Annotated in this window: 20 protein-coding genes; 11 read left to right on the top strand and 9 right to left on the bottom strand. The window is 32.9% G+C overall.

The features are described 5' to 3' along the window. The first annotated feature begins 446 nt into the window (after positions 1-446). From AC1DVP_RS00620 to AC1DVP_RS00610, 3 genes are all read left to right on the top strand, one after another. Positions 447-2,582: a sulfatase-like hydrolase/transferase gene (locus AC1DVP_RS00620; RefSeq protein WP_477181617.1), complete on the top strand. Its 2,136-nt coding sequence runs from the start codon at positions 447-449 to the stop codon at positions 2,580-2,582. Further along, on the top strand, positions 2,575-3,867 hold the full coding sequence (locus tag AC1DVP_RS00615) for a YaiO family outer membrane beta-barrel protein (RefSeq protein WP_477181616.1): 1,293 nt from the start codon (positions 2,575-2,577) through the stop codon (positions 3,865-3,867). Before AC1DVP_RS00620 ends, AC1DVP_RS00615 begins: the two co-directional genes overlap by 8 nt. A gap of 402 nt (positions 3,868-4,269) precedes the next feature. After that, on the top strand, positions 4,270-5,619 hold the full coding sequence (locus AC1DVP_RS00610) for a DEAD/DEAH box helicase (RefSeq protein WP_477181615.1): 1,350 nt from the start codon (positions 4,270-4,272) through the stop codon (positions 5,617-5,619). 70 nt (positions 5,620-5,689) lie between these two features. Here the strand turns inward: AC1DVP_RS00610 and AC1DVP_RS00605 are convergent, their stop codons facing one another. Continuing rightward, the gene (locus AC1DVP_RS00605; RefSeq protein WP_477181614.1) at positions 5,690-6,826 is read right to left on the bottom strand and encodes a lactonase family protein; all 1,137 of its coding nucleotides are present in this window, start codon (positions 6,824-6,826) and stop codon (positions 5,690-5,692) included. Positions 6,827-7,003: 177 nt separating this feature from the next. Here AC1DVP_RS00605 and AC1DVP_RS00600 point away from each other — a divergent pair, with 177 nt between their 5' ends. The 4 genes from AC1DVP_RS00600 to AC1DVP_RS00585 all read left to right on the top strand — a co-directional run bounded on the left by AC1DVP_RS00600 (position 7,004) and on the right by AC1DVP_RS00585 (position 11,367). Further along, positions 7,004-8,932, top strand: coding sequence for a BatA domain-containing protein (locus tag AC1DVP_RS00600; protein WP_477181613.1), 1,929 nt, complete (start codon positions 7,004-7,006; stop codon positions 8,930-8,932). A 118-nt stretch (positions 8,933-9,050) separates the two neighbouring features. After that, the gene (locus AC1DVP_RS00595) at positions 9,051-10,304 is read left to right on the top strand and encodes a dihydroorotase (protein ID WP_477181612.1); all 1,254 of its coding nucleotides are present in this window, start codon (positions 9,051-9,053) and stop codon (positions 10,302-10,304) included. Positions 10,305-10,309: 5 nt separating this feature from the next. Beyond that, the gene (locus AC1DVP_RS00590) at positions 10,310-10,636 is read left to right on the top strand and encodes a hypothetical protein (RefSeq protein ID WP_477181611.1); all 327 of its coding nucleotides are present in this window, start codon (positions 10,310-10,312) and stop codon (positions 10,634-10,636) included. 83 nt (positions 10,637-10,719) lie between these two features. Then, a complete protein-coding gene (locus AC1DVP_RS00585; RefSeq protein WP_477181610.1) occupies positions 10,720-11,367 on the top strand; it encodes an alpha/beta hydrolase in 648 nt (215 codons plus the stop codon). A gap of 63 nt (positions 11,368-11,430) precedes the next feature. Here the strand turns inward: AC1DVP_RS00585 and AC1DVP_RS00580 are convergent, their stop codons facing one another. After that, positions 11,431-11,931 (bottom strand): hypothetical protein, encoded by a 501-nt coding sequence (locus tag AC1DVP_RS00580; RefSeq protein ID WP_477181609.1) that lies wholly within the window; start codon positions 11,929-11,931, stop codon positions 11,431-11,433. Between the two features lie 7 nt (positions 11,932-11,938). After that, a complete protein-coding gene (locus AC1DVP_RS00575) occupies positions 11,939-12,703 on the bottom strand; it encodes an MBL fold metallo-hydrolase (protein WP_477181608.1) in 765 nt (254 codons plus the stop codon). Between the two features lie 97 nt (positions 12,704-12,800). Here AC1DVP_RS00575 and AC1DVP_RS00570 point away from each other — a divergent pair, with 97 nt between their 5' ends. Beyond that, positions 12,801-14,264: a TonB-dependent receptor gene (locus AC1DVP_RS00570; RefSeq protein WP_477181607.1), complete on the top strand. Its 1,464-nt coding sequence runs from the start codon at positions 12,801-12,803 to the stop codon at positions 14,262-14,264. Between the two features lie 218 nt (positions 14,265-14,482). On the opposite strand, the gene AC1DVP_RS00565 is transcribed toward AC1DVP_RS00570, so the two are convergent. After that, a complete protein-coding gene (locus AC1DVP_RS00565) occupies positions 14,483-14,608 on the bottom strand; it encodes a hypothetical protein (RefSeq protein WP_477181606.1) in 126 nt (41 codons plus the stop codon). Positions 14,609-14,614: 6 nt separating this feature from the next. Here AC1DVP_RS00565 and AC1DVP_RS00560 point away from each other — a divergent pair, with 6 nt between their 5' ends. Next, positions 14,615-15,019, top strand: coding sequence for a hypothetical protein (locus AC1DVP_RS00560; RefSeq protein ID WP_477181605.1), 405 nt, complete (start codon positions 14,615-14,617; stop codon positions 15,017-15,019). A gap of 38 nt (positions 15,020-15,057) precedes the next feature. On the opposite strand, the gene bcp is transcribed toward AC1DVP_RS00560, so the two are convergent. Beyond that, on the bottom strand, positions 15,058-15,510 hold the full coding sequence (bcp, locus tag AC1DVP_RS00555) for a thioredoxin-dependent thiol peroxidase (protein ID WP_477181604.1): 453 nt from the start codon (positions 15,508-15,510) through the stop codon (positions 15,058-15,060). Positions 15,511-15,662: 152 nt separating this feature from the next. Here bcp and AC1DVP_RS00550 point away from each other — a divergent pair, with 152 nt between their 5' ends. After that, a complete protein-coding gene (locus tag AC1DVP_RS00550; RefSeq protein WP_477181603.1) occupies positions 15,663-16,313 on the top strand; it encodes an endonuclease III domain-containing protein in 651 nt (216 codons plus the stop codon). Positions 16,314-16,415: 102 nt separating this feature from the next. On the opposite strand, the gene AC1DVP_RS00545 is transcribed toward AC1DVP_RS00550, so the two are convergent. Together AC1DVP_RS00545 and AC1DVP_RS00540 are read right to left on the bottom strand one after the other, a co-directional pair. Further along, positions 16,416-16,559: a hypothetical protein gene (locus AC1DVP_RS00545; RefSeq protein WP_198512278.1), complete on the bottom strand. Its 144-nt coding sequence runs from the start codon at positions 16,557-16,559 to the stop codon at positions 16,416-16,418. Between the two features lie 51 nt (positions 16,560-16,610). Further along, complete coding sequence (locus AC1DVP_RS00540) at positions 16,611-17,195, bottom strand: RNA polymerase sigma factor (RefSeq protein ID WP_477181602.1); 585 nt, start codon at positions 17,193-17,195, stop codon at positions 16,611-16,613. A 509-nt stretch (positions 17,196-17,704) separates the two neighbouring features. Between AC1DVP_RS00540 and uvrA the strand changes: the two genes are divergently transcribed. Then, positions 17,705-20,500, top strand: coding sequence for an excinuclease ABC subunit UvrA (uvrA, locus tag AC1DVP_RS00535; RefSeq protein WP_477181601.1), 2,796 nt, complete (start codon positions 17,705-17,707; stop codon positions 20,498-20,500). A gap of 171 nt (positions 20,501-20,671) precedes the next feature. Here uvrA and AC1DVP_RS00530 read toward each other — a convergent pair whose 3' ends face one another. Beyond that, positions 20,672-20,968 carry a hypothetical protein gene (locus AC1DVP_RS00530; protein WP_477181600.1) on the bottom strand — a complete coding sequence of 99 codons (297 nt, stop codon included), beginning with the start codon at positions 20,966-20,968 and terminating at the stop codon, positions 20,672-20,674. 500 nt (positions 20,969-21,468) lie between these two features. Beyond that, entirely contained in the window at positions 21,469-22,938 is a 1,470-nt protein-coding gene (locus AC1DVP_RS00525; protein WP_477181599.1) for an oligosaccharide flippase family protein, read from the bottom strand. Between the last annotated feature and the right edge of the window lie 2 nt (positions 22,939-22,940).

Here is a 22,940-nt window from a genome sequence, read left to right as displayed (position 1 = left end):
ATTAGCAAGTAGTTTAGTTTATGTAAACTCCTAAAACATACCTTTTATCGATGGATGTGTTTATTCATTATTTTATCAGAATAATTTTGCCTATCCAAATCTGTGGTTGTATTTTATTAATCGCTGTTTTAATTTTCAATAGATACACTTACGATTTATTTCTGCCAAGATTTGAAGCGACAAAAAATGAAATTGGAAAAAACAAAGCTTTGCAGAATCTAAATTTAAAAAAATGAAATTTCATCACTTAAAAATACTTGTATCTCACCGCCTCGTTAGTTCTTATTTTTTGGCTGTCAAGTTTCTTCGAAACATACTCAAAAACATCAAACAGTATCGCAGACCCTAATATTGGTACGAATATTTGCTATAAACTAATAAATGATTTTTGGTCAGCCATAATTGTGAGTTTAGTGCTTTTACCTTTATTTATACTTATTGGGTATATGCGAAAAACGTTTTCCATACAATTCATGACGGTACTTTTTACTCTAGTTGTACTCGTGCAATTTGCATTGGTAAAATACAGCTGCACCACGCTTGTCAACCTGGGAGCCGATTTATTAGGATATTCATTTTCGGATATGTACCTCACGATAACAGCATCAGAACCGCTCTCTTTTATGTTCTTTATGCCATTTATAATCATTCCTTTATTGTACTTAGGAATCAATTTCGTTTTTACAAAATTTGCTAACAAACGGCTGGTTTCAATAACTGCAATAGCATTAATTCTTATTACTGGCAGTTTAAAACTCCTTCTTTCTAATTTATCTGATACAGCATACGAAAATAAATTAGCATTTCTCACCAAGGATATTATCCGGTTTGAAAGAGACAAAGATATAGCCAGCAACGATCAAAACATCAAATTCAAATCGGAATATCCGATGCTGAAACCCTTTAAAGCAACTCCAGATGTTTTGGCACCTTATTTTAATATAACTGATGAAAAACCAAATATTGTTTTTATTATCGTTGAAGGTCTTGGAGCCGAATTTATTGGTAAAAATGAATATGCAGGATTTACGCCATATTTGGATTCGATGATTCCAAAATCATTGTATTGGGAAAATTTTTTAAGTAATGGAGGAAGAACTTATGCTGTACTTTCATCATTATTGGGTTCGCTGACGTATGGAGAAAAAGGGTTCTTGGAATTAAATCCGATACCTTCGCATTTTTCCATTATAAATATACTAAAAGCCAATCAATACACCACCTCATTCTATTCTGGTGATGATTCCAATTTTGACAGAAAAATTAACTTTTTGGAGAAAAACGGTATCGATAATATAATCGACAAAAATAATTATGGCTCTGAATACACTCAAATCAAAGCCAACTCGAGAGGTTTTTCCTGGGGATATCCTGATGCTGAAATTTTCAAAAAAAAACTTATTGAAACCAATAAAATAAAATCGCCGCGTTTAGACATTATACAAACACTTACCACTCACGAACCTTTTGATTTTCCAACAAAAAAAGATTATTTGAAAAAAATTGACGGCATTATTGATACACATCCAAATCTTAAATCTCAAAAAGAGAATATCAGTTCTTATAAAGATATTTTTGCCTGTTTGAATTATACTGATAATTCTATTAAAGACTATATGAAAGAATACGCCAAAAGACCCGATTATAAAAACACCATCTTTATAATTACCGGCGATCACCGTTTGATTCCTATTGAACAAAAAGATAATTTATGCCGTTTTCACGTGCCTTTATATATTTTTAGCCCGATGCTTAAGAAAACCGAATCTTTTAAATCGGTTTCTTCGCACTGGGATGTTACACCAAGTTTAGTTTCTTTTTTGTTTAACAATTATAATTTTAACAAACTGGATCAAACCGCTTGGATGGGAAAAGGACTTGACACGGCAAAAGATTTCAGAAATACTCAAGACATTCCTTTGACTCGAAATAAAGGGACTATTGATGATTATGTTTATAAAGATTATATGTATTCCAGAGGCGAATTGTATAAGATAAAAGATAACTTTGATACCGAAAAAATCAGTGATAGCAATGTTTTAAACACTATTTCTAACAAATTTAATGCTTTTAAGCAACTGAATGCCTACTTGACACAAAAAAACAAAATCATTCCAAAATCATTAGATTTAAACAAACAGAAGGACTATCAGTTTTCAAAAGAAGAGCAAATTATCATTGAGAAATTGACTAAAGAATTAAACGATGACCAAATATTTTTAGCAGCTAGAGATCTGGCTGCCAAAAATGAATATAAAACGGCTCGATTACTTTGCAATTTTATACTAAGTGAAGTGCCTAACTATGCTGATGCACAAATCTTAAAAGCCAAAACTCTGGGATGGGAAGGAGAATATAAAAAATCAGAAAAAGAATTGCAGATTGTCATCGAAAAAACGCCTTTTTATGACGAGGGTTATTTAACTCTAATGGATGTATATTGGTGGGACAAACGAAACGAAAAAACTATAGAAATTGGTAAACTTGCATTATCGAAAGGCATAAAAAATCCTAATATCAAGGTAAAGATGGTAAGGGCGCAAGAAATAATAAACAGTTCAAAAAACAGAAGTAATGAATAATCATATAAAAAACGAATACAAAAATTTTCAAAAAAATTATATTTTACTTATTATAACATTATTTTCAGGCACGTTTCTAATGATTGGACAGGAAAAAGCATTCAATGGCGATCCCGACGTGTCATTTAAAACGGCCCGCGATTTGGCATTCAACAAAAACAGAAAGCAAGCACAAGATACATTACTGCATATCTTGACTAAATATCCTAATTATCATGATGTTCGTGAATTTTTGGCTTCGACTTATGCTTGGGATGGAGATTATAAAAAAGCAAGAACCGAATTTCAAAGAATTTTAGGAAAAGATACAAATAGGAAAACCACATGGATAGGAGCCATCAAAAATGAAATGTGGGGAGACAATCCTTTTCTTGCTTTGAAATTATCAAAGAAAGCACTGAAAATTTTCCCAAATGATACCGAAATACAGGACCTGCAAAAAAAAGCTCAAGAAAGCACAATGATTCCGTCTGCTACAGCAGGTGCGGTACAAACGCTATCAAGCAAAATTCCAAACGACTCTATAGCCAAACAATCTGATTCGAATTTGAAAAAAATAGTTAGAAATAATACCATTGGTGTTACTTCTGAAATTGATATTTACTCGGAAGTATATGACCCTATGATTTACAATGCGATAAAATATGGACGCCAAACCAAGTACGGCAGTATTATTGCAAGGGCAAATATCGATAGAAGACTTGGGGATTATGGGACTCAGTTTGAGATCGATTTATATCCGAAAATTGCAAAAGGAATGTACGCCTATCTAAACTTTGGAGTATCAGATTCGTATTTATTCCCTGATTATAGATATGGTGGAGAAATTTTTAAATCGCTTCCCAAAAGTTTTGAAGTTTCGCTAGGATTTAGAGCTTTGCAATACGACACAACCACTATGATTTACACAGGTTCTGTGACGTGGTACAACGGAAATGACTACTGGTCGTTACGTCCTTATTTTACCCCAGGAGACAATGGATTAAGCTCCTCAGGGACATTAACGTACAGAAAATACAGAAGCGATGCTGATAATTATTTCGGCATTAATGCCGGAATTGGGATTTCTCCAGAACTCAATCAGAATTATTATTTTGCAAATGATAAACGAATTGTAAATCTTAAATCCCAAAAACTGAATGTTGGTTATTATTTTTCTACCAACAGCAAACAGAATGCTTGGGGCGCTCAAGTCGGGATTATTCATCAGGAAATTCCATTTGACCAAGGCAATTTTTTCTGGATTTCGACCCTTTCGCTGTCATGGGAAATCCGATTTAGATAGACAAATCTTCCGGACAAAAATCCCTTTTCTATTCGCTCATTTTTTCATGAAATGATAATGAATTACGCCTACAATTATATTTCAAAGACAATTTTATTGCTTTTCACCTATTTCTACTAAAAAGTATTTATGCATAAATTTGCACAAAATTCTTGAGTTCATACTTGAAAAAGAAGCCTATCATTCGCAAAAACAAAACGTAGTATAAAGCCAAATAAAACCCTCACTGTAAATATTTAGTGTTTAAAAAAGTAATTTCATAAAAATCATCAACCTTTATACACTATCTCAAAATAATAACACAGAGTTTTTTTTACAGCAATTTCGAAATAAAGTCAAAGTTTGCATGACTTTCTATCCTTAGTTTCAAAAAACCTATCTTTGCACAAAATTAAATTACAAATGAGTACTTTCGAACAATTCAACCTCCCTAAATCTGTACAAAAAGCAATAACCGATTTAGGTTTTACATCTCCTACTCCTATTCAGGAAAAAACTTTTTCTGTGATAATGTCAGGCCGTGATATGATGGGGATTGCACAAACTGGTACTGGTAAAACATTTGCCTATTTATTGCCTCTTTTAAAATTATACAAATTTACTCCTGGACATACTCCAAAAATAGTAATCCTTGTTCCAACCAGAGAACTTGTGGTTCAGGTTGTTGAGGAGGTAGAAAAATTAACCAAATACATGTCTGTTCGTACAATTGGCATCTTTGGTGGGGTTAATATCAATACTCAAAAAACTACAGTTTATCAAGGATGTGATATATTAGTAGGAACACCTGGAAGGGTTATGGATTTAACATTAGACAATGTAATCCGTTTTGAAGAAATGCAAAAACTTGTTATTGATGAGTTTGACGAAATGCTAAATTTAGGTTTTCGCACGCAGTTGACTTCGATTTTGGCTATGATGCCAAAAAAACGCCAAAACATTCTTTTTTCGGCAACAATGACTGATGAAGTGGATGCCATTTTGAATGATTTCTTTGACTATCCGGAAGAAGTCACGCTTTCGCCATCAGGGACACCTTTGGAAAATATTAAGCAGCTTACGTATCAAGTCCCAAATTTCAATACCAAAATCAATCTTTTAAAACATTTATTAGAAACCAATGACGATATGAGCCGCGTATTGGTTTTTGTGAATAACAAAAAGATTTCCGATATGGTTCACGAACGCATCGAAGAAGATTTTGAAGGTCAGTTTGGAGTTATTCACTCCAATAAATCTCAAAATTATCGTTTGAGTACGATGGCTGAATTTCAAGAAGGAAACCTTCGCGGTTTAATTACCACCGACATTATGGCGAGAGGTTTGGATATTTCTAACATTACTCATGTCATCAACTTTGAAATGCCGGAATTACCGGAATTATACATGCACCGTATTGGTAGAACAGGCCGTGCAGACGCAACTGGTACAGCTATAAGTTTAATTGCTCCTCGTGAAGAAGAATCAAAAATTGCCATTGAAATTTTGATGGATACCGAGTTAAAATATGAAATTTTTCCTGAAGAAGTCGAGATTTCGGAGAAACTAATAGGCCCTGAAAAAGACAGACAGCCTATTAAGCTTTTGATGAAAAAAACAAAGCTGGAAGGCGATGGGGCTTTTCACGAAAAAAGCAAAAAAAATAAGAAAGTTAATTTGGGAGGACCTGGTGTTACCAAGAAAAAAACTCACGGTTCTGTCAATAGAAATATGCTGAAAAACCAAGCTAAAAAAAGAAAAGATAAGAAATAGGATTTTCTGTTTTCTGTAAAAAATAACCCGTGATCGAATCGCGGGTTATTTTTTTTATGAAATGTATTTATTATTTCCTTTTTTTAACGTCAGTCACTGTCTCACCAAAAATCAAACAGACAGGAGAACACAAATCAAAACTTTTTCCTGAATCTGTTAATGTTCCTTTGCTTTTGTGAATCTTAAAAATTACAATATTGTTAGTATATTGATGTCCGACCAAAAGAAACTTTCCTGTAGGGTCAATTACAAAACTCCTCGGTCCTTTGCCTAATGTGCCGGTTTGCCCTTTCAATTGTAATTTTCCTTTCTTTAAAATCTTAAAAACCGAAATATTGTTTGCTTCCCCTCTATTGGATGCATATAAAAACTTTCCATTTGGAGAAATCTCAATATCTGCAGAGCTAAATGTACCCTTGAAATCTTTTGACAAAATAGTCGTTTCAAAGACTTTTGTAAGTTTTCCTTCCTTATAACTGAACGATGTCAATGAACCATCTAATTCTTGTAATAGGTATACATATTTTCCGTTTTTGCTAAACTTTAAATGTCTAGGGCCACTTCCGGGAGTTACAGAAACACTGTCTTTCAGGGTTAAAACATCGCTAACGGCGGTGGGATTATAATTATACACGTATACTTTATCCGTGCCTAAATCATTGCTCAAAACATATTTTTTATCTGGCGAAAAATAAACCATGTGCACATGTGCTTTTTCTTGCCGATCAGGATTTACTCCTTTCCCATAATGCTGCACTACTTGCTTAGCTTCTGTTAAACTGCCATCTGCATTTTTCCCAAAAACTGCAATATTCCCTCCTGAATAATTAGCCACAATCACATTATTATCATCATTGATAAGGTAACAAGGATCTGCACCTTTGGAGTCTACTTTATTTATAGTACTTGGTTTTCCGCTTGCCGGATCAAAACTAAAAGAACTTACCGTACTTTCATTTCCGCTTTCATTAACTGCATATAAAAATTTACCATCCTTAGAAAGTGATACATAACTAGGGCTAGCAATACTATCGGAACTTTTTTTCAATCTGATTTGAGCCTTTTTAGTATTAAACTCATATACATAAATTCCCCTACTGCTGCATGAATTAGTATAAGTCCCAACAATAAGATTTAGAATGTTTTTTTGAGCCTGTATTGAAGTAACAGTAATGATTAATAGCAGCAATAAGTATACTTTTTTCATATAAATAATTTTCAGAAGAGCTAAAATACTTATAATCTTTCAGAATCTCCTTATTTGTTTCCATTTTTGAAAAATAATAGCAACATTATAAGAAACTGTCAACAAATTTGTATTTTTGACTCACTAATTCAAGGAGTCCAATTGTAATAAACCCTGTGAAGCAAACAAAACCTTAGAATGCATTTTAAACAACCCGAAATTCTATACTTTCTTTTTCTGTTGATTGTTCCAATTTTGGTGCATTTATTCCAATTAAGACGTTTCAAAAAAGAATATTTTACCAATGTCCGATTTCTAAAAGCCCTTTCGATCCAAACCCGAAAAAGTTCTAAAATCAAAAAATGGTTGCTTTTGGCATGCCGTCTTCTTTTATTGACATGTATAATTCTGGCTTTTGCACAACCTTTTTTCGAATCAAAAGACAGCAAAAATGCCAGTAACAAAATGTATATTATTCTGGACAATTCCTTTAGTATGCAGGCCAAAGGAAAAAAAGGGGAATTATTAAAACGAGCTATTCAAGAACTATTAGAAGAAACTCCTGAAAACGCTAATTTTTCGTTGCTTACCAATACCGACAGTTACTGGGATACCGATATTAGAACTATTCAAAATGAGCTGCAAAATCTAAAATACAGCCCAGTACCTTTTCAATTAGACAATATTTTAGCAAAAGTAAAAGCACATAAATCGGCCTTCAAAAAAGATATTGTGGTCATTACTGATGCTGTGGGATTAACTCCAAATCAATTAAAGAATATTGAAACGGATAATATTCCGTATTTCATTATTCCAAAGGCAGAACAAAAGAATAATGTAGCGATAGACAGTGTTTTTATCCGCCAAACACTTGATGATTTCTACGAATTAAGCATTAACACTACCAATTACAGCGAAGATTTCAAACCTGTTTCGATGGCTTTATACAATCAAAACAAACTGATTGCAAAAACCATTATTAATTTTAAAAACAAAAAAGAAACCATCAATTTCACTATTCCAAAACAGGCTTTTCACGGTTATGTTTCTATAGAAGACAATGATCTAGCATATGATAACAAATTATTTTTTAGTATTTCAAAAATTAAAAAGAATAACATCATCAGTATTGGAACACCCGAAAAAAATAATTTCCTGAGTCGGATTTACACCAATGATGAATTCAATTACAGTTCTTTTACAATCAACTCATTAGATTACAATCTTATCGACAAGCAGGATGCTATTATTTTAAATGAACTGGACGAAATCCCTCAAGCGCTACAAACCACTTTGAAATCCTTTGTCAAAAAAGGAGGAAATCTAATTGTAATTCCATCCGAAACAGCATCAGTCCCTAATTTAAATACGTTATTAAATCAATTTGGCAGCACTCAATTCAAATCATTGGAATCGAATGAAAAACTGATTACTAAAATAAATTTCAGTCATCCGTTATTTGCTGGTGTTTTCGAAAATAAAACCAATAATTTTCAATATCCAAAAATCAAAAAAGGTTTTACTGTTTCCGCCGCAAGTCCAGCAGTTTTAAGTTTTGATGACCAATCACCTTTTTTAGTAGGATTACAGAATTCCGTTTCATCTGTTTATGTATTTTCGGCGCCTTTAAACACTTCGAACTCTAATTTCCAACAGTCTCCTTTGATTGTTCCTGTCTTTTATAAAATGGCTTTAAGCAAGCTAAATAATGGAATTAATGCAAACACCATTGGCAATAACACTTCCTACCTAGTTTCAGTTAATTTGGCTAAAGATGAAATTTTAACTGTAAAAAATACTGAAGAACAATTTATTCCGGTACAACAGCTGTTAAATAATAAAGTGCAGTTATTCTTTAGTGACTACCCCGAAAAGGCAGGCAATTACACGATATATGATTCTAAAAAACCAATAGAAAACATCAGTTTTAATTACCCTAGAACAGAAAGTAATCTGGACCAAGTGAACGAAGCCCTATTATCCGATTATAAAACAAGTGATTCCATTTCAACCATTTTTGACACGCTTCAAAGCAACCGAAGCGACAATCAGATTTGGAAATGGTTTATTATCTTTGCACTGCTTTTTCTGGCATTGGAAATGGCAATTATCAAATTTGTGAAGTAAAAAATCCGACACAGATTACACAAATTGCCACAAATTTATTTAAAAAATTAAGTCATAATTGATAGCAAAAAAACATTACCAACAACTTGCGGTAGTACCAAATAATTAAACAAGCACTATGAAAATAATCATCCGAAGCGCCAAAATTATTGATTCGAAAAGTCCCTTTAACAACCAGACTGCTGATCTTTTAATTGCTGATGGTTTTATAAAAAAAATTGGAACGGCACTTCCTAATGCAGATAACATCGAAGAACTAAAACTAGACAATCTTCATCTTTCCCAAGGATGGTTTGACAGCAGTGTTTCCCTTGGAGAGCCAGGTTTTGAAGATAGAGAAACTATCTCAAACGGACTGGATGTTGCTGCCAAAAGCGGTTTTACTGCCATCGCATTGCAACCCAATTCCTATCCAATCATTGACAATCAAGCACAAGTAAATTTTGTAAAAAACAAAGCCAACGGTTTTGCAACACAACTTTTCCCAATTGGAGCTTTAACCAAAGAAAGTGAAGGCAAAGACATGGCCGAATTGTATGATATGAAAAATTCCGGAGCTATTGCCTTTGGTGATTATACAAAAAGCCTAGACAATGCCAATTTGCTAAAAATAGCCCTGCAATATGTACAGGATTTTGACGGACTGGTTATCGCTTTTGCACAAGACGATAAAATAAAAGGAAACGGCGTTGCCAATGAAGGTATTGTTTCCACCCGATTGGGACTGAAAGGTATTCCAGATTTGGCCGAAGAACTGCAAATTGCCCGAAACTTATTTTTACTGGAATACACAGGAGGCAAAATGCATATTCCAACAATTTCTTCAGCAAAATCAGTTCAATTAATTAAAGAAGCTAAAGCAAAAGGACTAAACGTAACCTGCAGTGTAACTATTCATCATTTAGTATTGACTGATGAAAAACTGGAAGAATTTGACACGCGTTTTAAAGTAACACCGCCATTGAAAGCCGAAAGTGACAGACAAGCATTACTCAATGGAGTTATGGACGGAACCATAGATTTAATCACATCTGATCACAATCCAATAGATATCGAACACAAAAAAATGGAATTTGATTTAGCAAAAAACGGAACTATCGGACTGGAAAGCGCTTTTGGCGCATTGATGACTGTTCTGCCATTAGAAACAATAATCCAAAAATTTACTGCAGGAAAATCGATTTTCAGCATTCCAGCTAACAGCATCAGCGAAGGTGAAATAGCCAATATTACTTTATTCAACCCAGAAGGCACTAGCGTTTTCACAAATGAAAATATACTTTCAAAATCAAAAAATTCAGCCTTTTTAGGTACAGCTCTAAAAGGCAAAACCTACGGAATTCTGAACCAAGGGAAATTAATCTTAGGATAAAAATAATGAATAACAACATCGAAGCCGGAAAAACAACTGCAATTACCAGTTATATTTTGGGCATTGGCGTATTAATCGCCATGTCAATGAACAGTGAAGACAAAAACGAATTTGCTTCCTTTCACATCCGTCAAGGACTGGGACTTACACTTACGTTTATTTCTTTGGGACTAATCATTAGCAATTTTAACAGCTTGATGATTTCTGCTCCTATGTGGATTTTCGTTTCTGTTTTGTGGACTTATGGTATTTTCAGTGCCATAAAAGGGGAAACAAAGCCAGTTCCATTGCTTGGGGAATATTTCCAAAAATGGCTTAAAAACATATCTTAAATAAAATTTCAAAATCAAGAATTATTTAGCCTGTTCACTTTCGTTCAAGTCTAAAATCTGAATTCTAAATCTAAAATCAAACAATGAATCTATCCTTAGAATATAAAATACGAGAGCCTAAAGTGATTCTCGATAAAAATCCTGTATTGCTTTTACTTCACGGATACGGCAGTAACGAAGCCGATTTATTTTCGTTTGCCACAGAATTGCCAAACGAGTATTATATTATTTCAGCTCGTGCTCCTTATGACCTTCAATACGGAAGCTATGCATGGTATGCCATAAATTTTGATGCAGACCAAAATAAATTTTCAGATAATGAACAGGCACGAATTTCAAGAGATGTAATTGCCGGTTTTATTGATGAATTAATCGCTAACTACCCTATTGATACCCATGATGTCAATCTGATTGGTTTTAGCCAAGGATCGATTTTAAGTTATGCCGTTGCACTTTCATATCCAGAAAAAGTAAACAAAGTAGTAGCAATGAGCGGTTATCTTAATTTAGAAATTGTAACTGAAGATTACTTAAAAAATAATTTAAGCAAGCTCAAAATATTTGCCTCTCACGGAACAGTAGATCAGGTAATACCAGTAGATTGGGCTAGAAAAACACCTGGAATTTTAGAAAAATTAGGCGTAACAATCACTTACAAAGAATACCCTGTAGGTCATGGTGTTGCTCCGCAAAACTTTTTTGATTTCAAAAATTGGCTTTCTGGTAAATAAAATAAGTTTTCAGCCACAGTTTTCAGTATGGACTGCGGCTGAAAACTAAAAACTCTTACTTTTTTACTTTTGGTATATAATTGATTGATTCACTTCAAAAGAAACGCTTTCATCTTCGTTGATAAAATACTTCAGCAATACTTCACCCCAATATTCGCCATCACTATAATCTGCTATTATCCAGCGGTGATTTAGCACTTTTACTTTATTGATAATAAATTTATTGGCTCCCAATTGTTCTTGTCCCGTATAAGGATTACCTTTTGGATTCGCGTTCAAATCCAATAATTGAGCAGTAACATAAGGAACTAAGGTCGCATAATTTCTGATTTTATCAGGTTTAGCCGAGTCGAAATAATTTTGGGCGTTTTCATTTCTTTCCAATGAAAAATAATCAGCATCGGAAAGTTTATTGGTAACCGCCTGCAAGCTGTCTTTTAGCTTAGCAGTCGATTTTTTATATTTATCCTGCTCAAAAGCCACTTCTTTGCTTAAATACATATACGTATAAACATTAAAGACTAAAGACAGAATTAAAGCATAAAGGAGTAATGATTTTTTCATTGGTGGATTAAATTGTAATTTCTAAATTATCGTAAGCCAAGAAAACATTTTCCGGCAGTTTTTTTTGAACCTCTTCATGAAAACCGAGCATATGGCTAATATGTGTCAGATAGGCTTTTTCAGGTTTTAGCAAAGCTATAAAATCGAGCGCTTCCTTCAAATTAAAATGAGTATTATGAGGTTCTTCCCGCAATGCATTAACAACCAAAACTTTCAGATTTTTTAGTTTAGCTATTTCTTCTTCATCAATAGTTTTTACGTCTGTCAAATAAGCAAAATCATCAATTCTAAATCCAAAAACCTGCAAATCTCCATGCCACACACTTACCGGAATAGCTGTTTTATTACCAATTGAAAAAGGCTTATTATTTTCGATTTCAATAATTTTTACCGAAGGCGATCCAGGATATCTATTGACAGTTTCGAATATGTAATCAAAACGTTTTTCTATATTGACAAGCACTCTTTCATGAGCAAATATTGGAATCGGTCCCTGTCTGAAATTAAAAGGCCGAATATCATCCAAACCAGCAGTGTGGTCAGCATGCTCATGGGTAAAGAGGATTCCGTCTAATTTTCTGCAGTTAGATGACAGCATTTGCTGTCTGAAATCAGGTCCGCAATCGATCACGTACGAATGGTCTTCCCACGAAATCCAAGCTGAAACCCGGAGCCTTTTATCCTTAAAATCAGTGCTTTTGCAAACTTCATGATCAATTCCTATAATTGGAATCCCTTGGGATGTGCCAGTACCTAAAAAATATACCTTCAATTTGTTTGTTTTTTTTACAAAAATAGAATTAATTCTCTTTTATGAGAAGCCTAATTAGTTAACTTTGTGACATAATTGCCGAATTTAAACAAAAAAAATGGAAGCCAAAAAGATAAAACTAAAAGGAGACAAAGTTATCGAGCAAATCCCTTCCTTAAAGGACAAAGCACTTCGTATTAATTTAAACGAAAATATATACGGAACTTTTGCTGAAATTGGAGCTGGTCAAGAAACAGTTAGACATTTTTTTAGATCAGGAGGATCCTCTGGAACAATCGCAAAAGCCATGTCGGCCTATGACAAAGACTTTAGCGATGCCGTTTACGGAACTGAAGAAGACGGCCGTTATGTAACTGAAAGCCGACTAAAAAAAATGTTGACTTTTGAAGGAGAATTGATCGAGGAACGATTAAGCCGGACAAAACATCCTAACAAAATGTTTTTCAGTTACGCCAATACTGTTGCTACCATAGATTTTGCCAAACAATTTAAAGGCCATGGCTGGGTTGGAATTAGATACCAGTTGGATCCAACCGAAGACTATAATGAAATAATTATCCACATCCGTTTCAAAGAAACTGATTCCAGATTACAACAAGAGACATTAGGAGTTTTAGGAGTTAACCTTATTTATGGTGCTTTCTACAAATACAATGACCCAAAAAAATTACTGCGCTATTTATACGATCACTTAGATAAAGACCAACTCGAGATTGACACTATTAATTTCTCAGGCCCACGTTTTGCTGATGTTGATAATCGTTTAATGAGTCTGCAACTGGTAAAAAACGGTATGACCGATGCCGTAATGTTCAACCCAAAAGGAAAAAATGTTCTGCCAGCTGCCATTCTTTACAAAAAAAACATACTTGCTTTTAGAGGAAGTTTCCGTCCGGTTACCAAGGTAAACATGGATATGTATGCCAATTCCTTAAAGATGTTTTTGGAAGAAAATAAGGTAGAAAAAGAAAACACTTTGGTTATTTTCGAAATAACGCTGTCTAATCTTCGGTCTGACGGAGAAATTGACGAAAGAGATTTTATGGATCGTGCCGAATTGCTATGCTCATTGGGACAAACTGTAATGATATCCAACTTCCAAGAATACTACAAAGTAGTTGAATATTTCTCTAATTATACCAAAGCCAGAATGGGGCTTGCCATGGGTGTAAACAACTTAGTAGATATATTTGACGAGAAATACTACCGCCATTTAAGCGGTGGAATTTTAGAAGCCTTTGGGAAATTATTTTACCGCGATATGAAAGTCTTTTTATATCCAATGCTTGGTGAAGAAGGAGAAATCATTACTTCCAAAAACTTAAAAGTGCATCCTAGAATGAAAGAATTATACAAATTCTTTAAATTCAATGGAAAAGTGGTAGATATCGAAGATTACAACCCCGAAATATTAGAAGTATTCTCCCGCGAAGTATTAAAAATGATTAGCGCAGGAAAACCGGGCTGGGAACCAATGCTTCCTTCAGGAGTAGCCGAAATTATTAAAGAAAAACATCTTTTTGGCTATCAGACAAACACACTTTTAGAGGAGAGTAAATAATTTAATCTAAATTTAAAAAATCCAAGAAAGACAAATCGTTTTTCTTGGATTTTTTTTAAATATCAAGAAAAACTTAAATACCAAAAAGTTATTATATATTTTTGATAAAAAGTATTAAAACCAAAATAATTTAAGCATAAATAACAAAAATGAAATTGCCTATTGTAATTCACCAAAAGCCAACTATACTAGAAATATTTTTAATTATAATCATAGTATCAATTACTTTTATTCCTTTCGTTTACGGGATAAATACCAAACACCCCATATTTTGTCTTAGCATCATTTTTGGTATCATCTGCTTTATACAATTTAATAGAATTACAAATGGTAAATTCACTCATTTGAAAATGATTCAAAAAACAATAGTAGTTGTTTTTTCAGAAAACAATATTGAGATTAACGAAAATCAAAATACTACGATTCACAAATGGAGAGATTTACATGAAATCGAAATCAATATATTCGCTTATAAAGGTCGGTTTTATGGTGGGGACCATCTGACATATAATGGAATTGAGAATTCAATAAAATTCATCGAAAACGGACAAAAATTTAAATATCAATTTTACATCGAAAATGTTAATCAATTTAAATCATTAAAAGAACAATTTAACACAACAATTCTACCCCAATTAAAACAATTCCAAAATTTAAAAAAATTAAGCTATTTACAATCTCAATTAAAGTTTTCTAGAGACAACAACAACCTTAATAATGATATCGATTATCTAGACGTTACAGATTATCTATAAAATCATCACAAAAGGAATTCTCTTGTGGTGATTTTGATTTATTTTAAAATTTGCTCAGCGTGTTCTTTAGTTTTTACAGCAGAGATAACATCCATAATGATTCCGTTTTCATCAATTACAAAAGTGGTTCTGTGAATACCGTCATATTCTCTTCCCATAAACTTTTTTGGCCCCCAAACTCCAAAAGCATTTATTACTGACTTATCTTCATCAGCCAATAACGGAAAAGGAAATTCATATTTATCTCTAAACTTTGTTTGTGCTTTAGCGCTATCTGCGCTTACTCCCAAAAGTGCATAATTATTAGCTTGAAAACGCTCAAAATTATCCCTTAAATCACAAGCCTCTGCTGTACATCCAGGTGTAGAAGCTTTTGGATAAAAGAAAACCACCAGTTTTTTTCCTTTATAATCTGCTAATTGATGTGATTTTCCATCTTGATCTATCCCCGAAAATTGTGGGGCTTGCTCTCCTATTTTTAATGTAGTCATTTTTTTGAGTTGCTGGGTTACTAAGTTGCTAAGGTACTAAGTTTTGTAAAAAGTGGCATTCAAATTCAATTCAAAAACTAAATAATACTATTTTTACATTTAAAAGATAATATTAAAAACTCAGATTCTTAGTAACCCAGCAACTCAAAAAAATGACCAAACAGGAACGCGTAACATTTGTTATAAATACGTTGAATAAACTATATCCCACAATCCCGATTCCGCTAGACCATAAAGATCCCTATACTTTACTGATTGCCGTTTTACTTTCGGCACAATGCACAGATGTGCGGGTTAATCAAATTACTCCCATACTTTTTGCTAAAGCCGACAATCCGTATGATATGGTTAAAATGTCTGTGGAAGAAATCAAGGAAATCATCCGCCCTTGCGGTTTATCTCCAATGAAATCGAAAGGGATTCATGGATTGTCACAAATTTTGATAGAAAAACACAATGGGCTTGTACCGCAGAGTTTTGAATTTTTGGAAGAATTGCCTGCTGTAGGACATAAAACGGCCAGCGTTGTAATGTCGCAAGCTTTTGGAGTTCCTGCTTTTCCAGTTGACACTCACATTCATCGGCTAATGTACCGCTGGAACTTAACAAATGGCAAAAATGTAGTTCAAACCGAAAAGGATGCCAAACGTATTTTCCCTGAAGAATTATGGAATGATCTTCACTTACAGATTATTTGGTACGGACGTGAGTATTCACCTGCGAGAGGATGGAATTTAGAGAAAGATATTATTACCAGAACGATTGGGCGAAAATCGGTTTTGAGTGAATTTGATAAAAAATAATCACAGCCTTAAATAACAAATTTCACTAATTTTATAAAAAATTAGTGAAATTTGCGGATATTCTAATTTGGTATAGATTAAAATACTTTTAACTTATAAAAATTAATTTACTACAATTTCAAAAACCTTTTCCTCTATTTTAAACATTTTCAATGCTTTAGAGTAGTTTAATAAAAAAGAAACAACTTCTTTATCTGGTTTCATTTTTTTGACAATTTTTAATTCTTTAGAGTAATTCTTTTCCATATGAATATAAATTTTATTTTATATTACAACGGAGTAATAACCCTTTTATTATCAATTAGTCAAAACAATTTGATGCTTATCTATAATTTTCCTCAAATTCATTATCGCATACCGCATTCTGCCTAATGCTGTATTAATGCTAACTCCTGTAGTTTCTGAAATTTCTTTAAAACTCATATCCTGGTACATACGCATAATTAAAACCTCTTTTTGATCCAAAGGAAGCTCTTCAACTAGTCTGCGGACATCAACCTCCACTTGTTCAGCAATAATTTGATTTTCGATCGTAAGAGAATCATCAGACATTATAGAAAAAATAGAAAATTCCTCTGTTTCTCTGTACATCGGCATTTTTTTTAACTTTCTAAAATGATCAATAATTAAATTATGGGCAATACGCATAACCCAAGGCAAAAATTTTCCTTCTTCGTTGTATGAATTTAATTTTAAGGTTTTGATTACTTTGATAAAAGTATCTTGAAAAATGTCATTGGAAACGTCTTTATCCGAAACTTTAGAATAAATAAATCCAAACACTTTGGACTCATGTCTCCTTATTAATATAGCCAATGCGTTTTCATCGCCAGCCATATAATCCTTTACTAATAAAGCATCTGTTTTTTGAATATTTGCCATAGCTATTCCTTTTTAGATTGTTAATTCTTGGGGGTAGTCTTTCTAAAAGGTAGTTCTATGCTATAGGCTTACGAAGTTTTAATCAAAGTTAAACATTTGTCAAATTTAACAAATTATTATTAAAAGAAGCAAGAAAAAAGATAATAAATATCATTTTTAAAAATTAAAGCTATGTTTTTTAACAAATTATTCTGGCTTCACAAAAGTCAAAACATTGTTATACATTGAAATTAAGCCAAATAGAATAACGTTATATAAATCTTTGGCTCATTATAAAATAAATTAGGAAAGTATTTTTTACTTCAAAATAATATGTAATATTTGGATTATGATTGATAAAAAGAACAAACCCACTTATACGACCAAAACAACAATTTAGCGCTAACCCAATTATTATTAAAAAATACAGATTGCAAAACAAAAACTGGTTTAAAAAGTAAATTCAGATTATAATTCTTTAGAGGCATTCATATTAAAATTGAGTACTTTTGTGAAAATTCATTTTTAGTATGCCAGTTGACATTTCCAAACTCGATCCAAAGAAAAACATCATAATAAAAGGAGCTCAAGTACATAATTTAAAAAATGTAGATGTAGCGATTCCTAGAAACAAACTCGTAGTTATTACTGGTCTTTCCGGTTCTGGAAAATCCAGTTTAGCATTCGACACCTTATATGCCGAAGGGCAACGCCGTTATGTAGAAAGTTTATCATCATACGCCAGACAATTTTTAGGCCGTTTAGACAAACCAAAAGTAGAATACATTAAAGGAATTGCCCCTGCAATCGCTATCGAACAAAAAGTAAATACGACCAATGCGCGTTCAACCGTAGGAACTTCAACCGAAATATACGATTACATCAAACTATTATTTGCCCGAATTGGAAGAACCTATTCTCCTGTATCAGGACAAGAAGTCAAAAAGAACACTGTTACCGATGTGGTAAGTGAAGTGAAAAAATTCGAACAGGACAGTAAATGGCTTCTCCTCGCTCCTATTCATCTTGAAGAGGGAAGACAATTGGAAGACAAACTAAAGGTCTTATTACAGCAAGGTTTCGCCAGGATTTTAGTCAATAATGAAATGGTCCGTTTGGATGATTTTTCTTTAGAAGAACAACATTCATTAGATCATAAAGACATCTTACTTATCATCGACAGAATCATTGTCAAAGATGAAGAAGAATTCTACAATCGATTATCCGATGCTGTGCAAACTGCTTTTTTTGAAGGAAAAGGAATTTGCTATTTACAGGAATTAAATTCAGACAAAAAGCTTACGTTTTCTAATAATTTTGAATTGGACGGAATTACTTTTCTGGAACCAAACGTACATTTATTCAGTTTCAATAATCCATATGGTGCTTGCCCTGTTTGCGAAGGCTACGGAAACATTATAGGAATTGATGCCGAACTAGTTGTTCCAAACACTTCACTTTCGATTTTTGAAAATGCCATTTTTCCTTGGCGTGGCGAAAGCATGGGATGGTTTCGGGATGAATTAGTAAATCATGCCTACAAATTTGATTTCCCTATTCATAAACCTTTCTTCCAGCTTACAGAAGAACAAAAAGATTTAATTTGGACAGGAAACAAATATTTCCAAGGGCTAAATGAATTTTTCAAAGAACTCGAAGAAAAAAATTATAAGATTCAAAACCGAGTAATGCTATCGCGCTACAGAGGTAAAACCAAATGTCATGTCTGCAAAGGAAAGCGCTTGAGAGTCGAAGCTTCCTATGTAAAAATAAATGGAAAAACAGTTTCTGAACTAGTTGATTTACCGATAAAGCATTTGGCTGAATTTTTCAAGAACATTTCGCTGGATGAGTATGAGAAACAAATTGCAAAACGGTTATTAATAGAAATCAATAATCGTCTTTCATTTTTAACCGAAGTTGGTTTGAATTATTTGACTTTAAACCGAAATTCATCCACGCTTTCCGGAGGGGAATCACAACGTATTAATTTGGCAACTTCTCTAGGCAGCAGTCTTGTAGGATCTATGTATATTCTGGATGAGCCAAGTATAGGTTTACATCCAAAAGACACCGAACGCTTAATTAAAGTCTTATTGTCATTGCGAGACCTAGGCAACACGGTGATTGTAGTAGAACACGATGAAGATATCATGAAAGCCGCCGACATGATTATCGATATTGGTCCTGAAGCAGGAACACAAGGCGGAAATCTTGTCGCACAAGGCACTTATGACGAAATCTTGAAATCAAGCTCGCTAACCGCCAAATATTTGAATGGTGAACTAGAAATTAGTGTTCCAAAGAAAAGACGAACATCAAAAAATTTCATTGAAATAAAAGGCGCGAGAGAAAACAATTTGCAAAATATAGATGTTACCATTCCTCTAGAAGTTTTAACTGTGATTACTGGAGTTTCTGGCAGTGGAAAAAGTACGCTTGTCAAAAAAATTCTTTTTCCTGCCATGCAGAAAAAAATAGATAATGCAGGTGAAAAGGCAGGACAATTCAGTGAACTTTCCGGTTCTTTTTCACAAATAAAACATATAGAGTATGTAGATCAAAATCCAATTGGAAGAAGTTCCAGATCTAATCCTGTAACCTACATCAAAGCTTATGATGATATTCGGGAACTGTATGCCAAAGAAAAACTTTCCAAGGTAAGAGGCTATCAAGCCAAGCATTTCTCTTTTAATGTTGATGGCGGAAGATGTGAAACCTGTAAAGGCGAAGGTTCGATAAATGTAGAAATGGTTTTCATGGCCGATGTCCAACTCCCTTGTGAAACCTGTAATGGAAAACGTTTCAAAAAAGAAGTTTTAGAAGTAGCTTTTGACGGAAAAAATATTCATGATATTCTAACCATGACTATTGATGATTCCATTGTTTTCTTTGAAAAAAATAAACAGACAAAAATCATACAAAAACTGCAGCCTCTTCAAGATGTTGGTTTGGGATACGTACAATTGGGACAATCATCATCTACGCTTTCCGGCGGTGAAGCACAACGCATCAAACTCGCTTCTTTTTTGGTTAAAGGAACTATCAAAGAGAAAGCTCTTTTTGTTTTTGACGAACCTACAACAGGATTGCATTTTCATGACATCAAAAAACTAATGGCTTCGTTTGACGCTTTGATAGAGAAAGGACATTCAATACTGGTAATAGAACACAATCTCGACTTAATAAAATGTGCTGACTGGGTCATAGATTTAGGCCCTGAGGGAGGTGAGAATGGAGGTCAGTTACTCGCTGTAGGAACTCCTGAAGAAATAGCAAAAAACAAAAAGTCAATTACTGCAAAATATTTAAAAGAAAAATTATAAAAGATTTCAATCAGTTTCTTTTGTCAAACTAAAAAGCGATGAGTCTATATTGCTTCATGGCTTTTCTATTAATATATTTAATTCACATATTGTTTTTAATAAACAATTTACACTTACTACAGAGATACAGTGATTTTCTCTAAACAACCCAATCTTTGTCAGACTTTAAAATTAGCCTAAATAACAGTTCTCCTCAAAAACAACACCTTCCTCATCTATTGCAATCAAAACTTTTTTGTCTTTAGCAGTAACCTGTGTCATATATAACCAAGGTAATGACCACATACCAAGAGTTGCGCAACAAATCAAAAAATTTAAGCTATGGTTAACTTTTTTACCCTCTTTATAGAGTACCGTAAAAGGTGTTTTTTCATTTTGCTCTATAACTACAAAACCATTTTGAATTTTATTCGCAATAACTTTTGTAAAGAGATGTAATTTTTCTTGTTTAATAAACTGATTTTTCATCTTTTGACATTTAAGTTAATAAGCATTCATATTATATTTTTTGTTAACATTACAAATGTACCCTGCCTTTAATAATTCCACAATACCCACTTTTAGGGATATTTAAAAACATAATTCATAAATAACTGATTTATAGGTAATTACAAAACAATAAATTTAAAAAGAGTAAAAAAAATCGTCAGAATAAAGTTAAAAACAAAATAAACAATATTTAACTTACAGAAAAAATAAAGCAAAATAAAAAATTAACAAGTTATTGATTATTAATTTTACATAACTGAAACTATCAGAATTTTAATGAGATCCAAGATAAATTAACGCAGCAGGTTTGAATGTCTTGGTATATACATTAATTATACTAACCAAATTCATCCAAACTGGTTCGTAAAACAAAAGGAGCGTTAAGACTGCTACAACAATTCAGTTCATCATAGTTATTTCAATAAGTACTGCATGGGGATACCAACCGGAAGACATTATAAATTTATTCTCAATAAATTTTATTTGTTTCTTCTGATTTTTAAAATCACTTTATCCAAAGCCTGATTTATTTCTGATGAAACAACAAACTTATAATTGATGAATACATACACAAAAGTCACCAAAACAGATTTTAAAACTATTGCTATAATTGGGTTCATTGGAAACTTCCAAAAATAAAACAATAGAAAAACAGCAAATGTAATCCAGATAGAATACAGCGTCTGTTTTGTAAATGGATACAGATGCATTCGTTTCACAACAAAAAGCAATTTGGCAACACTATAACAGGTAATAGATAATAAAGTTGCGAATGCTGAACCTATAATTCCATATAAAGGAATAAAAATCATATTTAATATCACTGTCAAAACCACCAATCCTACTCCCAAAAACAATACGGCACGATAGTACTTTGAGTTAAAAATAATCGCATTATTATTCCCCAATATCAAATCAAAATATTTTGAAAGTCCAATTATAAACACAACAACTATTCCGCCTGCGTAATCTTTTGGAACAATCTCATACAGTTGATTGATATTAACAAAAATACAAAGCATTACAAACCCTCCGACAATTTGAAGATTTATGGAAGTTTTTTTATACAAATCATTCAGCTCATCATGCTTATTCTCGTGCATTAATTTGGCCGTAATCGGGTAAACAATCTGATGCATGGCACGACTCGGTACAGAAATTACCAAAGCTATATATGTGGCAACCGAATAATATGCAATATTTCCAATCTCCATATACTGATTAAGCATAATTTTATCGCCATCCAAAAGCAGATTAGCAACACTGCCTGATAAGATAATATACGATGTGTATTCTAAAATTTCTTTTACATTATGAGGGATCGTAAACTGGAAAACCGGTTTTTTAATTCGGAATGCATAAAACATAGTTACCAAAAAAGCAACAAAGTAAATACCAGCAGTCAAATAAATAAAATCGACCACTGTAATCCATTTAAAATAAATCCCTAAAAGAGCTATTAACGAAAACAATCGTAACCCTACTTCTTTAATGAAATTACCAAATACGGAATGCATATGAACTCTTGCCCAAGCGTAAAAAATTTCGAAATAAGCCATACAAATCCCGATGAAAGGGATGAGCCAAATAAAATCTTTTACTATTGGATTCTTTTTGGTGACAAAAAAGGAAATCTCATCATAAAAAAACAAACCGATCAACATGATCAGGACAATTAATAAAATAGGAAATAACACAGTAAATGATAAAAACTCATTACGTTCTTTCTCTGTTTTGCATTGGGAATAAAACTTAACCAATGTGTTTTGCATACCAATGGCAAATAAAGGCATTATTACATTGGCACAAGACAAAATATAATTAGACAAACCATAAAATGTTTTACCTAAAATGTGAGGAAATAAAAAAAGAGTGCTTATTCCTCCAATTCCAAAACCGATATAAGTTATTATGGTATTTTTTAATGACTGATTTAATACTATGCCCATTA

The organism is Flavobacterium sp. P3_A6, from assembly GCF_056403035.1.
Note: the sequence above shows the minus strand (reverse complement) of the source record. Positions and strands in the feature narration are given on the sequence as shown.